Genomic DNA, 12819 nt, shown 5'->3' with positions numbered 1-12819 from the left:
GCTGAATTTAAGTTCGAAATCAACGATGAACTTTACGCCGTACGCGTCAGCACTCATCTAGTTCTTCTTCACTGCATGCTCGGTAATCAGTTGAGCGAGTAATTTCACTGGCTCAGCCAAACTGCGGCGTGCACGGTGCACCAAACCAATGTCGCGATGGAATGTACGTTGTTTCAGGTCAATTGCACGTACAGCAGCAGGCCATTCTTTACGTGTGGTTGTTTCTGGCACCAAGGCGACGCCAACACCGTTTGCAACCAGTTTGACGATTGCATCCAGTTCATCGAGTTCGCAGACTTCATGCAATGAAAAATGAGTTTGTCGCAGAAACCGATCAACTTGGCGTCCGCCGAAGGATGAACGGTCATAGCGGATAAAGGGTTGGGTCGATACCAGCTCGGCCCAATCCTCGCCTGGCATATCAATCGGAACAATCAGCCGATACGGTTCGCGCGCCAGGGTTGTCCAGCGTAGATCGCTGTGAAGCGAGAAGGGTGGACGGATGATCGCCGCCATGTCGATTTCACCTGAATCGACCTGGTTTACCAATTCCATCGACAGCCCGGGCAGGACTCGCGTCCTGCACTGTGGGGATCGCTGGTGAAACTCTGCCAGGGCATCCGGTAAAAAGGAGCGCTGCACCGAGGCTATCGCGCCAATGGTCACCAAAACATTCGCGGGAAGACCCACTGATGTCGTGCCCAGATCCTTGAACTGGCGCACCAGTTCCTGGCCCTGCAACAAAACCTGGTGACCCATTTGGTTGAGCTGGGCGGAGCGTCCTTTACGGTCGAACAACGCCACCCCGAGCTCTGCCTCAAGGCGTTGCATCTGGGCGCTGACGGCGGCTTGGGTGAGGCCGATTTTGCTGCCGGCAGCGGCAAATGTACCTTCTCTAGCCACGGCGATAAGTGTTTTCAGTTCTTTGATCATTCCCAAATAATAATTATGTTTTGCTGGCAAATACATTTATATTTTTTGTCGCTGAAGCGCTGCTTAAATCGACTTGCGACACCGGTGTACAAACGGCAGCCGTTGCACCGGGCGCCTGCCGCTTGAGCGTTTTTTTTGATAGCATGCGCCGCATTATGAAGAAACCCGCCCATGACATGCGCCAGCACATTATTGATGTCGCCAAGTCGCTGATGACCCAAAAAGGTTACACCGCCGTCGGCCTAACCGAGTTGCTCGCGGCCGCGGGTGTACCGAAAGGGTCGTTCTACCACTACTTCCGCTCCAAGGATGAGTTTGGCCAAGCGCTGCTCGAAGAGTACTTTGAGGAGTACCTCACCAGGGTCGATGTGCAATTGGCCAGTGAGGGCTCCGGCGCCGAACGCCTGCTGAGCTATCTACGCTATTGGGCCGAGACACAGGCGTTCGATCACACCGATCAAAAATGCCTGGTGGTCAAATTGGGTGCGGAAGTGTGTGACCTGTCCGAAAACATGCGCGGTGTGCTTGAGAAGGGGACTGCCCTGATCATCGAGCGGATGACTCGTTGCGTTGAGCAGGGCAAAGCCGATGGCTCCATCGCCGCGTCCGTTGACGCCGCGATGTTGGCTGAAGCGCTCTACCAGATGTGGTTGGGCGCCTCGTTGCTGGTCAAGGTCAACCGCACTCGCGAGCCCTTTGACGCGGCGCTTGAAATGAGCCGGCGCTTACTGGCCTAACCTCGCCTTGTCATGCCGCTCGACGTAACAATATGCACGCCTGTGGCCTGATTAATCGCCGCAGCAGTGCCCGCGCAATCAGCGCCGGGGGGTTGAGTCGACAGCGCGCTGGCAACAGCGGCGCCGTGAGTTTCAACAAGAGGGTCATGACGCGCTCGGCAGGGCGCACCTCTTCACGCTGGCCTCCCATGACACGCCTGAATAGCTTCATCGACCGGCGTAGTGCCTTGGGTCAGTTCGATGATGACGCGATTCACGCCGGGCTGTTCGATGATCTGCAACAAGGCTGACGCGACATCCTCGCGCGGCACGTCGCCGTAGGGGATGGCAAGGCCGGCGTGGACTTTGCCAGTGCCAGGCGAGTCCAGCAACGTGCCGGGGCGCAGAATGACCCAGTCAAGATCGCTTGCAGCGAGGTGCATGTCCGCGCGTTTCTTCACGGCCATATAATTTTCGAACGTCTCGGAAACCGATTTGCCACGCGATGCCTCTGGAAACGCCGAGACCAGAATGAAGCGCTGAATGCCCGCCAACCGAGCCGCGGCCACAGACAGCTCCAGGCCGTGACCGTCGATAGCATCCGTCATCTGCGCGCCGCCTTTGCCGCCGGCACCGGCCGCGAAGACCACGGTGTCACTGCCCGCCATCAGCTTGGCCAGAGCCGCTGTGTCGAGGTCCAGCAAGTTACCGGCAACAGGAATCGCGCCGAGCGCTTCGAGCCCTTCGGCTTGTTCCGCATGACGGTATAACGAACGTGGTTGATGGCCTCGTTCTGCCAGTTGTTGAGCAAGGCTTCGGGCCACTTTACCCGAACCACCGACGATAAAAACTGAGTGCATAGCGCCTCCAGATCAGGCGATGTTTCAAAAATAGCCCGCTCAAGCGAACCTGCAGACGGTGTTAACGAATGCCTGTTGAGCTTTATTCTATATTGATCACTACAGAAGCTGTCAAGCATCGGGCCGCTAATGCCTGGAGGCACTTTTGCGCAATATCCAGTCAAGCAGAGAGGGACGGGCTCAGCATCGCGACGGCTGTTGCACCGATGCCTTGCAGATCTTCCCGGCTGGCAGCGTCATGTGCCTGCAGCGACATACCTTCGAGCAATGTATTCAGGGCGGCGGCGAGCAAGCGGGTGTTGGTTCCTGGTTTGAGTTGACCTTGTTCCACCGCGCGATCCAGGCGCTGCTGTAAGTAGTCACGGCCTTCCTGGCGCAAGGCCTTGAGGGTCGCGGTGACCTCTTCGGCATCGTCGGAGACATTGACTGCCGCGAGCACGACCATGCAGCCACAAGGCGCTTCAGGTTCGGTCAGGATCGACGCTGAGGTGTGGAAGAAGTCGCTGATGGCGCGCACGATGTCCGGCTCGGTGTCCATGCGCTCCCACGTGGCATCCCAGAAGGTCGCTTCGTAGTAGGCAACCGCTTCCAGAAACAACTTGGCTTTGTTGCCAAAAGCCGCATACAGGCTGGGAGGGCTGATGCTCATGGCTGAACACAATTCCGCCACAGAGGCCGGCTCGTAGCCACGCTTCCAAAACACTGCCAGCGCGTGCAGCAGAGCCTGGTCGCGATCGAATGCGCGCGGGCGTCCTTTTGCGCGAGGAACAGAGATTGGGGTGGTTTCAGTCATTGAGTGCAGCACCTTGGGGCGTATCGCCAGACAGCATGCCTGGAAGAGATTTCTGCCTTAATGATACACAAAATGGACTTTTCGGATGCGTAGCGTAATTTTGAGATTTCAGGTCGACGGTGACGCGTGCCCAGGGGGCGGTACATTGTATCGCTCAAGCACGTGGCCAATACCGCTCAATAGCGGTATCACATGCTGCGCAATATCACCGGCGACTGCGGTGGGTACCATCTCTGCGTTTCGGCGAAAAAACAGTGGGTCTTGAAAAATCAGCCTGAGCTTGGACAGGCTGTTGCTGACAGCGGGCTGTCCAATGTTCAAGCGCTCGGACGCCCTGGTGACACTTTTTTCCTGATACAGCGCAGCGAAAATCACCAGGCAATTGAGGTTGAATTGCGCAAGGCACTCGGTATTGAACGTTGACGTGGGCAGAGGGGTGTTCATGGGCGTGACCCTGTCATTGTCTTCGTTCGCCGTTGGTCGTAGAACGTGAGGCCATTCTAAAATTTACTAGACGACCGGTCTAGTTTTAATTAGAGTAGCTGCATTATGAAAAAGCATCATTCTGAAACACGCCAACACATCCTGGATGTCGCCAGGACGTTGATGACTCACAAAGGCTACACCGGCGTAGGCTTGGCTGAGGTAGTAGCGGCTGCGAGCGTGCCGAAAGGTTCGTTCTACCACTACTTCAAATCCAAGGAAGAATTTGGTCAGGCACTGCTTGAACAGTATTTTTCCGACTACCTCGCAACAGTCGACACGCTGTTGATGGGCTCTGCACCCGCCGCGCAAAGGTTGCTGAGTTACTTCCAGTATTGGGCGCAAACCTAGTGCTCTGACTTGCCTACCGACAAGTGCCTGGTGGTCAAATTGGGCGCCGAGGTCTGTGACCTCTCGGGGGGCATGCGCCTGGTGCTCGACCGAGGCACGCAGGCTATCCACGCAAAGCTTGAGCGCTGTATTGAGCAAGGGCTTGTCGATGGCTCGATCACGTCCACAGCGCCAAGCGCGACGCTTGCGCAATCGCTCTATCAGGTTTGGCTCGGCGCTTCGTTGATGATGAAGATCGGCAAGCGCGACGACGCCTTTGAAACATCCCTGACTTTGGCAAAGCGACTTTTGTCGTAGCTATTTTTTACCAACTTACTAGACGACCGGTCTATTTAACTGAGGTCTATCATGACAGACAACGCCACTCGTACCGACTTATTCACCCCCATCAACCTGGGCGCGATGAAACTCGCCAACCGTATTTTGATGGCGCCTGTAACCCGTAGCCGCTATGCCGAAGATGGCATCCCCAACGCGCTGCACGCCGAGTATTACGCTCAACGCGCCACGGCGGGCTTGATCGTCGCCGAGGCCACCAATATTTCCGCGCAAGGCCGCGGTTACGCGGCCACCCCCGGCATCTGGAGCGAGGAGCAGGTTGCGGGCTGGAAGAAAGTCACGGACGCCGTGCATGCCGCCGGCGGCAAGATCGTCAGCCAGCTGTGGCATGTGGGACGCTTCTCCAGTGTCGAGCTGCAACCTGACGGTGCCGCACCGGTCGCGCCTTCCGCGATCAAGGCCGACGGCGACACCTACACCACCAACGGCTTCGTCCCGGTGTCGATGCCACGGGCGCTTGAAACCGATGAGATCCCGGGGATCATCGAGCAGTACAAACGTGCTGCCGAGAATGCCAAGCGGGCTGGTTTTGATGGTGTAGAGGTTCACTCGGCCAACAGCTACCTGCTGGACCAGTTCCTGCGGGACTCGACCAACCATCGCACCGACCAGTACGGCGGCTCCATCGAGAACCGTGCGCGCCTGACCCTGGAAGTGACCGAAGCAATCGTCAAGATCTGGGGCAACGACCGGGTTGGCATCCGCCTGTCGCCGGTCACGCCTGACGCCGGCAACACGCCGCCCGACAGCAACGTGATGGCGATGTACGGCTACCTGATCCAGCAGTTGAATGCCTTCGACCTGGCGTACCTGCATTTCGTTGAAGGCGCGACCGCCACCTCGCGTGAAGTGCCGGCAGGCGTGGACATGGACGCATTGAGCGCGCAGTTCAACGGGCCCTTCATAGGCAACAACAACTACGACCTGGACATGGCTATTGAGCGCCGCGCGCAAGGCAAGATCGACGCCGTAGCGTTTGGCCGCCTGTTTATCTCCAACCCGGACCTGGTTGAGCGCTTGCGTCGTGGGGCCGAACTGACCATCGCCCCGCGCGAGTCGTATTACGGCGGCGGCGCCAAAGGCTACACCGACTGGCCGGTCGGCAATTACTGATCCCCTTGTACCCGCGATAACCCAAAAACTGCCCGCACAGACGGGCAGTCACCAACCAGAGGAACGCCCATGAACTATCTGCAGAATAAAACCGCGATCATCACTGGCGCATCGTCCGGCCTGGGTGCTGCATCGGCACGTGCCTTGTCCGAGAAAGGCGTTCGAATTGTCGCAGCAGCCCTGGACCAGCAAGGCCTGGACGCCATCGTCAGCGAGTTGAAAGGCAAGGGCGGTGAAGCGGTAGGTCGCGTCAGCGACGTTACCAACCCTGAGGATATGAAAGCGCTCGCGCAATTCGCCCAGGACTCTTTCGGCTCGGTGGATATCCTGATCAACAACGCAGGCTTGATGCTGTTTTCCAACTGGGTCGACCTGGCCACCGATGATTGGGAAAAGATGATCAACGTGAACATCAAAGGCTACCTGCATGGTATCGCCGCGGTGTTGCCGTTCATGCTGAAACAGAAGTCGGGCCAGATCCTTAATATGGATTCGGTCGCCGGTCACCAGGTTGGGCCTGCTGCGGGTATCTACAGCTCCACCAAGTTCTTCGTGCAGGCTATGACTGAGTCGATGCGCAAAGAGCTGGGCGTGCAGCACGGCATCCGTGTCAACACGGTCAGCCCGGGTGTGATCAACACCGGTTGGGCCGATAAAGTCACCGACCCGGCAGGCCGTAAAGCGGCTCAAGAGCTGAATAAAATTGCTATCTCGCCGGACGATATTGGTCGCGCAGTGGTGTATGCACTGAATCAGCCTGAAAACGTCACCGTCAACGACCTGATCATTTCGCCGACCCGCCAGGATTGGTAAGTCATAAGCGTTGAAATCACCCAGCGCAGGCACCGGCGCAGCGCCTTGTGTGCTGCGCTCTTGGTGTGTCAGCGCGGGGTTTTGCCAGGCCGCTACGCTTTACCAGTTCGCGGCTTTTGCGATCTTGTCCAGCACCACAGTGACTTTGGGCGGTGAGAAATCCAATGCACAGGCCCATGCCGCGGCCAGCACATTTCGAGTCTCCTCGTGTTGAGCAGATACCAGCACGGTGGGGCCGTGGTTGATCAGCCGATAGGCTTTTTCAAGCGGCACTTCGGCAATGTGGTCGTGCATCGTAACTCCAGAAAAATTAAACCCCGCGTCCATTGCTGGAGCGGGGCAGGGCACCTTCACGCGGTGGCGGTTTGGTTCAGGTAAACCTGGAGGCTTTCATGCCCGCCGACAATGAGCGACTCGATGGTCGAGGTCCATTGCCCCTGGGGATCAGGTTCACGCGTGTCGAAGGTCGCAGACCACAGAATCACGGTTTTTTGCTCGCCGGTCAGCGGGGTCAATCGCACGCTCAACACATAGTTGTCGACCGGCAGTGGTGCTTCAACGAAGCGGTAGGAGAACTGCAGATTCACCGCGTCTACCGATAACAACTGCTCGCGCAGAATGGCGCCGTCCTGCAACGTCAGCCGACGGATACAGCCGACCAGACCGTCCGGCTGACCGTCCTCGATGACGCTCTGTGGGATCGCCGGGTGCCACTGGCTGATTTCCCCGAAGCGCTTGAGTACATCCCAAACGCGCTCGGCGCCGCCGTCTACAACGGCGCTGTATTCAACTTTTGCCATGATTCATCACCTTAAGAAACAGCATTGCGTTCAGGCCGCTCGGATCAGCCTTCGAACTGGTGATAAACCTTGGCGATCACCTTCCAGGTGCCGTCGATTTTGATCAGTGTCAGGTAATCGTTGTAGTCGGCGCCAATCGCGTCCTTTTCCATGTCCACACGTACCACGGCGGTGGTTGGGGTGATCGCCAGCACGTCCAGGCGTGTGCTGATATCCGGTGCCTTGCCATGAGTGCGGACGAAGTCGAACAGGTTGCTGATCGGGCCGCCCAACAGTTTGCCGTTGGTGAAGCCGTACATCACCGCTTCCTTGTGGAAGGCCTGCTCCAGCAATTGCGGGCTGCCTGCACGCAGGCCGTCTGCGTATTGCTGGGCCACGGCGACAACGGCGTTGTAGTCCTGGGTGGGTACTGCTTTGATGTTTTTGCTCATGGTCAAACTCCTTTGCAGGGTTTTGGCGCCAATGGGGCGCGGTTCAAGCGGGTGGGTTAAGGCGCAACGTGGGTGTGGTAGATCTTGCTGATGACGGTCCACTTTCCATCAACCTTCAGCAGGTTGAAGAAGTCGGTGAAGCAGAAGCCGGAGATGTCATTGGTATCGATACGTGCGCTGGCAGCGGTGCCGACGATATCGACATTGACGATGGCAGCTTTGGCTTCCGGTGACGGGCGGAAGGCGCTGTCGATGATGTCGAACAGACCCTGGATCGGGCCTCCGGTCAGCTTGCCTTCGCCATCTACACCAAAGAGGGTGGCCTGCTCGCTGAAGGCAGGCTTCATGAGGCTGCTCTTGGCTTGCTTGCCACCTTCGTTGTAGTGGTTCAGCACCATGACGATGGCGTTGTAGTCTTCGACGTAAGTTGGGTTGCTCATGGTGTTACTCCTGGTTTGAAGAGGGTTGAAGAAGGGCTTGGTTGATTGCTTTGCGTGCATATCGAGCGACGGTCAGTAAGGCGATCAGTGCAACGACCAGACCCGCCCAAGTCATCAACTGAGTCGAGCGATTGGTCGTTACCTCGCCACTGATTATCTGTGCGGCATCAGCTGCCAGAGAGCCCAGGTACGCATACAGAAATGTTCCAGGAAGCAGGCCGATCCAGGTCGTCAGCGGGAAATCCCGACGTGCGATTCGGCAGGCTCCGAGTCCGTAGCTCATCGGAGCGAATGGCACGATGGACGCCAGGCGCAAGAGAAAAATCATCCGAAAACCTCCAGACTCGATAGCGTGGTCGACCGCCTCTGATGTCGGGCTTTTCGCCATACATCCTTTGACCCAGGGCCGCAGCAGCGATCTGCCCAAGGCGAACGCGAGCGCTGCAGACAGCAAGCCAGCGGGCGAGATGAGCAGCGTTTCTCATTCATTCGGTCGGAATGCTTCCCGCCCAGCACATCACCCGAAAGCCATTTAATTAGCGATCGCTACATATTACGTGCATTTTATAGTGATCACTACAGTTAGTGTCAAGGCATTTGCTGTGGGTGTTGGGTAAGCCGAAGTGGACAATTTTGCGGTCATGACGCAGTTGAAGCGGCTGGGTTACGACGGCTATAACCCTGTGATCATCCCGCTCAAATATGCGCAGCGCCCGGCCTGCCGCGCCGGCAACAGCATCCCGTCAAGACCGGCCACACCGGAGCAGTTGGCACTACACCGATCAGGGGGCGTGCGCAGCGGGGTCGCACAATAATTGGCCGATTAAATTTGTGGCGTTGCTGACGAGCTTTTACTCGTCATGTCGTTGTTTTTTTACTATTATCGTTTATCTGCGCACTCAGGGAAGAGAGGCTGAGCGCCTTGAGGCGGGTAGAAAATTTACACTCGATCAATCAACGAGTTATTACCTTTGCCCAGAACGTACCGACTCAGCCAACCATAATTAGCTTTGGTGAAACCGATGAATAAAATTTGTGGCATCGTTGTATTGGTAGGTCTTGCCGTCTCTGGATGCGCTACTAAAACGCCAGAAAAGCCTAAAGTCACTCCCGCTCCTGCCGTCGCTCAGCAAGCACCCCCTCAACCCGCACAGCCAACACCCGCAAAGCCGCCTGTGCGCTATGAGGCTGCCTCTGCCAACGCCAGTGCTGAAGGCCCAGCCGCTGTCTCGCCTGAGACCGCCGAGCCGGAATCAGAGACAAAGTCGAACCAATACAGCGCTGAGCAATGCCGTAAAGAACTGGATGTTTTAAAGGTTTACAACAGAGCGTCTTACGACAAATACGAAGCGCAGTACCAGGCCATTGCCAGCAAGACTGCTAAATACATGCAAATTAAAGACTCAATAAGTGCCGATATAAACTATATGGTGCTGCCGGCTTATCAATTTCAAATTCGTGAATTCTGCTTCCGGGTCAAGACCCGTCTTTCGGAACTTGTGCTTCGCCAAGCCAGACCCTGATTACACGCTAGGCCGTGTGGCTGCCGGCGGGGTGCACAACCCTGCCGGGAAGGTGTCGGCACCCGCGCTGTTCACCGAAGACTTGCCAGGCAGCCAGAGCCTGCAAGAGCGCTTGCTGGTGGCCGAAAATGCCAGCCAGCTCACCCCCCCCCAACCGGTGTGGCCGTTAGCAGCACCCATGCAATGATGGCTTAGAGTTTGAACTGCTGGGTCAATTGGCTAAGGTCGGTTGCCAGCTTCGTCAGCTCAGCGGTGGCTATCGCCGTTTGGTTCGAGCCTTCTGATGCCTCGCTGGACAAGTCGCGAATACTCACGAGGTTGCGGTCGACCTCCCGCGCCACCTGCGCCTGTTCCTCTGCGGCGGTTGCGATCATCAAATTTCGTTCGTTGATCTGGCTCAGGGAATCGGTAATTTCGGACAGGACCTTACCCGCGCCGTTGGCCATTTCAAGCGTTTGCGCGGCTTGGATACTGGTCTGACTCATCGATGACACGGCATTGCCGGTGCCGGCCTGAATCGAATCGACCATTTGCTCAATTTCTTGCGTGGATTTTTGCGTGCGATGGGCGAGGGCTCTGACCTCATCGGCGACCACCGCAAAACCACGGCCGGCTTCGCCTGCGCGTGCCGCTTCAATCGCCGCGTTCAACGCGAGCAAATTGGTCTGCTCGGCGATACCGCGGATCACATCCAGCACCTTGCTGATGTCGGTCGCCATGCTCGCCAAGGCTTGCACTTCCACGGAGGTTGACTGAACGTTGGCGACCATGACGTTGATCGCCGCAACCGTTTCGTTCACCTGATTACGCCCCGCGATAGCAGCGGTGCTGGACAGCGAGGTGAGGTCGGAGGTGGACGCGGCATTGCCTGCGACTTCTTCCACGGCTGCACTCATTTCATTGACGGCGGTGGCCGCCATTTCAATTTCATGGTTTTGACGCTGAATAGTGCGCGAAGCCCCCTCAGTCACCGCATGCATTTCTTCGGAGGTGGCGGCCAGTTGGGTCGATGAATCACCAATCAGCGCCAGCGCATCACGCAAGTTTGACTGCATCGTTGCGATTGCTTTAACCAGTTGGGCCGCCTCGTCGGTGCCTTCAACTTTAACGTCGTTGCTCAAGTCATTCGCGGCGATACGTTGTGCGATCGCTAATGATTCGTTAATGGGCACTGTCAGGCTGCGGGTATAGAGCCACGCCAATATTAACGAGGCGGTCACCGAAACCAGCATAAAAACGCCAACTATCATCAGTGTTTGTTGATAAATATCGTCAGCGTCCTGTCCGGCTTTTTTGGCCTTGTCTTCGTTTATGCCGATGAGGTTTTTAAGTGCAACTTCAACCTGATCGGCCGCATTTTTCATTTGGCCATTTGAAATGGAAACTGCGGTTTCCAATTGCTGCGCTGCCACCGAGGCAAGGTACAGCTCCTGAGCCTTGGTGTACTCGCTTTGAGCCTCACGCAGACGCTCAAATGCTTCTTGACCGCGCGCAGTGACAATCAGCGCCTTCAATGACTGCAGGTATTGATCAATCATTTGCCGGGATTGCTGGATGTCGCTGAGTGCCTTGGTTTTACGCTCTTGAGGCTCTATCGGGTTACGCACGCGTGCGTTGTTGCCCCGGATACTCACGAATTCCCGGTCCAGTTGCCCCAACAACTTGACGCTCGGCACTACGTTAGTTTCAACGTATTTTTCGGCTGTTTTTAGTAGCCCGGCTTGCCGCAAGGCAAGTAACCCCATTGCAACGATTATCAGGCAGAAAAAGCCAAAGCACAGAGCTGAACGGGGCGCAAGGTTGAGCTTTCGTAGGAGCATATCAAGTACCAGAGCGTGGGGTGGGCGGGTATTCATCCTTGAACATATTATCGACCCACCGCTGGGATGCTTTAATTATGGGCGTAATAGAGCGTGTCTATTTCTACCGCTCATAGTCTTCCGACGCCCGTCGACCGCTGGCTAATTAATCGGCTAACCCTACAAGCTGTCCATTGCATGAAAAAAGTAGTGCGCTGCTCCTGTTGTTTCTTGTTTCCAGCGGCGCCTCCAGCACATTGACGATCAAGGCGATCATGCCAGTGATGGAGGCGCGAGAGCGCAATCAAACACTGCTGGGGTCGGCGCCGTCTGCTGATCGGGGTGGCGCGGATGTGTCTTGCGTCAGCCAATGTTCATGGCTCGCCACTGAGCTCAGTCATCGCTCGCTACTGACGCCGTTCAATCGACACGCAAACGTTACGCGCGACTTAGCGCGTGTAACAATTGCGTGTTTAAATGTTTATGTCGGCCCACGCTGCAATCGCCGCAGCCGACATGCCATTGATGGCTGTCATTGATTCACACCAAGGAGCTACACCATGCAAGGACGTATGAAGTTTAAACATCTGGCGTATCTGTTGATCCCGCTGGTTGCCGCCTGTACCACACCGGATAGAACACGCGAAGCCGCCGTTGCGACTCAGGCCACGCCACACGCGGCGTTGCAGTTGGATAACTGTTCGGTGGGCTGCCCTACCGGCGGCAGCCCGCTGACGTTGAACCGCCAGGCGTACACGCTGAACAACAACGGCTCCACCAAGTTTGCGAACTGGGTGGCGTACAAAATTACCAAAACCACGCCGGCCAGCGGTCGCTCGCGCGACTGGGCGACCGACCCGGACATACCCGCCGGTGAAACGCTGGACCCGGTGGATTACAACGGCGCCAACGTCGCGCTCAAAGTTGATCGTGGCCATCAGGCCAACCTCGCGTCGATGGCGGGGGTTGCGGACTGGCAAACCCTCAACTACCTGTCGAACATCACCCCGCAAAAGTCCGACCTTAACCAAGGGCCTTGGGCGCATCTTGAAGATCAGGAACGCACGCTCAGCAAGGCGGCAGGCATTGACCAGGTGTATGTCGTCACCGGGCCGTTGTACGAGCATTTTGTGGGTACGCTGCCGGGTACCAACAAGGTTCACACGATCCCCAGTGGTTACTGGAAAATCATCGTTGCCGGAAGCTCGCCGGAGCAAGGTCTGTATGCATCGTTTGTGATGGAGCAGGAGACGGCGAAGAACGCGAACTTCTGTAATTATCAGGTGACCGTGAGTCAAATCGAAGAGCGCTCGGGGCTCACGTTCTGGAGCAACTTGCCGCAAGCGGTGCAGGCTGCGCTGAAGTCAAAACAGGGGCAGTTACCCAGCCGGCTGGGCTGTAAGTAACGTTTAAAGCCGTGTTGTG

General features: G+C 56.8%; 15 protein-coding genes and 2 pseudogenes. 7 read left to right on the top strand and 10 right to left on the bottom strand.

The annotated features are described in order from the left end of the window. Positions 1 to 57: 57 nt before the first annotated feature. Positions 58 to 933 carry a LysR family transcriptional regulator gene (locus tag ACOZK9_RS21595; RefSeq protein ID WP_122249354.1) on the bottom strand — a complete coding sequence of 292 codons (876 nt, stop codon included), beginning with the start codon at positions 931 to 933 and terminating at the stop codon, positions 58 to 60. Positions 934 to 1088: 155 nt separating this feature from the next. On the opposite strand from ACOZK9_RS21595, the gene ACOZK9_RS21590 reads away from it, so the two are divergent. After that, positions 1089 to 1670, top strand: coding sequence for a TetR/AcrR family transcriptional regulator (locus ACOZK9_RS21590; RefSeq protein ID WP_421556535.1), 582 nt, complete (start codon positions 1089 to 1091; stop codon positions 1668 to 1670). A 173-nt stretch (positions 1671 to 1843) separates the two neighbouring features. Here the strand turns inward: ACOZK9_RS21590 and ACOZK9_RS21585 are convergent, their stop codons facing one another. From ACOZK9_RS21585 to ACOZK9_RS21575, 3 genes are all read right to left on the bottom strand, one after another. Further along, positions 1844 to 2509: an SDR family oxidoreductase gene (locus tag ACOZK9_RS21585; protein ID WP_421556534.1), complete on the bottom strand. Its 666-nt coding sequence runs from the start codon at positions 2507 to 2509 to the stop codon at positions 1844 to 1846. A 160-nt stretch (positions 2510 to 2669) separates the two neighbouring features. After that, positions 2670 to 3302 carry a TetR/AcrR family transcriptional regulator gene (locus tag ACOZK9_RS21580; protein WP_122249356.1) on the bottom strand — a complete coding sequence of 211 codons (633 nt, stop codon included), beginning with the start codon at positions 3300 to 3302 and terminating at the stop codon, positions 2670 to 2672. 108 nt (positions 3303 to 3410) lie between these two features. Next, on the bottom strand, positions 3411 to 3746 hold the full coding sequence (locus ACOZK9_RS21575; RefSeq protein ID WP_421556533.1) for a LysR family transcriptional regulator: 336 nt from the start codon (positions 3744 to 3746) through the stop codon (positions 3411 to 3413). Between the two features lie 105 nt (positions 3747 to 3851). On the opposite strand from ACOZK9_RS21575, the pseudogene ACOZK9_RS21570 reads away from it, so the two are divergent. From ACOZK9_RS21570 to ACOZK9_RS21560, 3 genes and pseudogenes are all read left to right on the top strand, one after another. Further along, positions 3852 to 4433, top strand: a pseudogene (locus tag ACOZK9_RS21570) (TetR/AcrR family transcriptional regulator). Between the two features lie 51 nt (positions 4434 to 4484). After that, complete coding sequence (locus ACOZK9_RS21565; RefSeq protein WP_421556532.1) at positions 4485 to 5588, top strand: alkene reductase; 1104 nt, start codon at positions 4485 to 4487, stop codon at positions 5586 to 5588. A gap of 69 nt (positions 5589 to 5657) precedes the next feature. Then, complete coding sequence (locus ACOZK9_RS21560; protein ID WP_034105454.1) at positions 5658 to 6401, top strand: SDR family oxidoreductase; 744 nt, start codon at positions 5658 to 5660, stop codon at positions 6399 to 6401. A gap of 88 nt (positions 6402 to 6489) precedes the next feature. Here the strand turns inward: ACOZK9_RS21560 and ACOZK9_RS21555 are convergent. The 5 genes and pseudogenes from ACOZK9_RS21555 to ACOZK9_RS21535 form a co-directional block, all read right to left on the bottom strand. Then, positions 6490 to 6695: pseudogene (locus ACOZK9_RS21555) on the bottom strand (flavin reductase); the annotation flags it as partial. A 56-nt stretch (positions 6696 to 6751) separates the two neighbouring features. Continuing rightward, on the bottom strand, positions 6752 to 7201 hold the full coding sequence (locus tag ACOZK9_RS21550) for an SRPBCC family protein (RefSeq protein ID WP_122249360.1): 450 nt from the start codon (positions 7199 to 7201) through the stop codon (positions 6752 to 6754). 44 nt (positions 7202 to 7245) lie between these two features. Then, a complete protein-coding gene (locus ACOZK9_RS21545; protein ID WP_122249361.1) occupies positions 7246 to 7632 on the bottom strand; it encodes a nuclear transport factor 2 family protein in 387 nt (128 codons plus the stop codon). 56 nt (positions 7633 to 7688) lie between these two features. After that, complete coding sequence (locus ACOZK9_RS21540) at positions 7689 to 8072, bottom strand: nuclear transport factor 2 family protein (protein ID WP_421556531.1); 384 nt, start codon at positions 8070 to 8072, stop codon at positions 7689 to 7691. Between the two features lie 4 nt (positions 8073 to 8076). Further along, positions 8077 to 8526: a TVP38/TMEM64 family protein gene (locus tag ACOZK9_RS21535; protein WP_421556530.1), complete on the bottom strand. Its 450-nt coding sequence runs from the start codon at positions 8524 to 8526 to the stop codon at positions 8077 to 8079. A 568-nt stretch (positions 8527 to 9094) separates the two neighbouring features. On the opposite strand from ACOZK9_RS21535, the gene ACOZK9_RS21530 reads away from it, so the two are divergent. Then, positions 9095 to 9595, top strand: coding sequence for a hypothetical protein (locus ACOZK9_RS21530; protein ID WP_235592457.1), 501 nt, complete (start codon positions 9095 to 9097; stop codon positions 9593 to 9595). A 31-nt stretch (positions 9596 to 9626) separates the two neighbouring features. Further along, the gene (locus ACOZK9_RS21525; RefSeq protein WP_421556529.1) at positions 9627 to 9782 is read left to right on the top strand and encodes a hypothetical protein; all 156 of its coding nucleotides are present in this window, start codon (positions 9627 to 9629) and stop codon (positions 9780 to 9782) included. Positions 9783 to 9786: 4 nt separating this feature from the next. Here ACOZK9_RS21525 and ACOZK9_RS21520 read toward each other — a convergent pair whose 3' ends face one another. Continuing rightward, a complete protein-coding gene (locus ACOZK9_RS21520) occupies positions 9787 to 11415 on the bottom strand; it encodes a methyl-accepting chemotaxis protein (protein ID WP_152748760.1) in 1629 nt (542 codons plus the stop codon). A 539-nt stretch (positions 11416 to 11954) separates the two neighbouring features. On the opposite strand from ACOZK9_RS21520, the gene ACOZK9_RS21515 reads away from it, so the two are divergent. Beyond that, positions 11955 to 12800 (top strand): DNA/RNA non-specific endonuclease, encoded by an 846-nt coding sequence (locus ACOZK9_RS21515; protein WP_421556528.1) that lies wholly within the window; start codon positions 11955 to 11957, stop codon positions 12798 to 12800. Positions 12801 to 12819 lie beyond the last annotated feature (19 nt).

This window comes from Pseudomonas kitaguniensis (assembly GCF_049199985.1).
GTDB classification, from domain to species: domain Bacteria; phylum Pseudomonadota; class Gammaproteobacteria; order Pseudomonadales; family Pseudomonadaceae; genus Aquipseudomonas; species Aquipseudomonas kitaguniensis.
The sequence above is the reverse complement of the archived record's forward strand: the minus strand, read 5'-3'. Positions and strand labels throughout refer to the sequence as shown.

Coding starts and splice junctions, on each gene's coding strand:
- ACOZK9_RS21585 (WP_421556534.1), bottom strand. CDS start 2,509: ATGCACTCAGTTTTTATCGTCGGTGGTTCGGGTAAAGTGGCCCGAAGC.
- ACOZK9_RS21520 (WP_152748760.1), bottom strand. CDS start 11,415: ATGCTCCTACGAAAGCTCAACCTTGCGCCCCGTTCAGCTCTGTGCTTT.
- ACOZK9_RS21550 (WP_122249360.1), bottom strand. CDS start 7,201: ATGGCAAAAGTTGAATACAGCGCCGTTGTAGACGGCGGCGCCGAGCGC.
- ACOZK9_RS21565 (WP_421556532.1), top strand. CDS start 4,485: ATGACAGACAACGCCACTCGTACCGACTTATTCACCCCCATCAACCTG.
- ACOZK9_RS21540 (WP_421556531.1), bottom strand. CDS start 8,072: ATGAGCAACCCAACTTACGTCGAAGACTACAACGCCATCGTCATGGTG.
- ACOZK9_RS21515 (WP_421556528.1), top strand. CDS start 11,955: ATGCAAGGACGTATGAAGTTTAAACATCTGGCGTATCTGTTGATCCCG.
- ACOZK9_RS21590 (WP_421556535.1), top strand. CDS start 1,089: ATGAAGAAACCCGCCCATGACATGCGCCAGCACATTATTGATGTCGCC.
- ACOZK9_RS21530 (WP_235592457.1), top strand. CDS start 9,095: ATGAATAAAATTTGTGGCATCGTTGTATTGGTAGGTCTTGCCGTCTCT.
- ACOZK9_RS21575 (WP_421556533.1), bottom strand. CDS start 3,746: ATGAACACCCCTCTGCCCACGTCAACGTTCAATACCGAGTGCCTTGCG.
- ACOZK9_RS21545 (WP_122249361.1), bottom strand. CDS start 7,632: ATGAGCAAAAACATCAAAGCAGTACCCACCCAGGACTACAACGCCGTT.
- ACOZK9_RS21595 (WP_122249354.1), bottom strand. CDS start 933: ATGATCAAAGAACTGAAAACACTTATCGCCGTGGCTAGAGAAGGTACA.
- ACOZK9_RS21560 (WP_034105454.1), top strand. CDS start 5,658: ATGAACTATCTGCAGAATAAAACCGCGATCATCACTGGCGCATCGTCC.
- ACOZK9_RS21580 (WP_122249356.1), bottom strand. CDS start 3,302: ATGACTGAAACCACCCCAATCTCTGTTCCTCGCGCAAAAGGACGCCCG.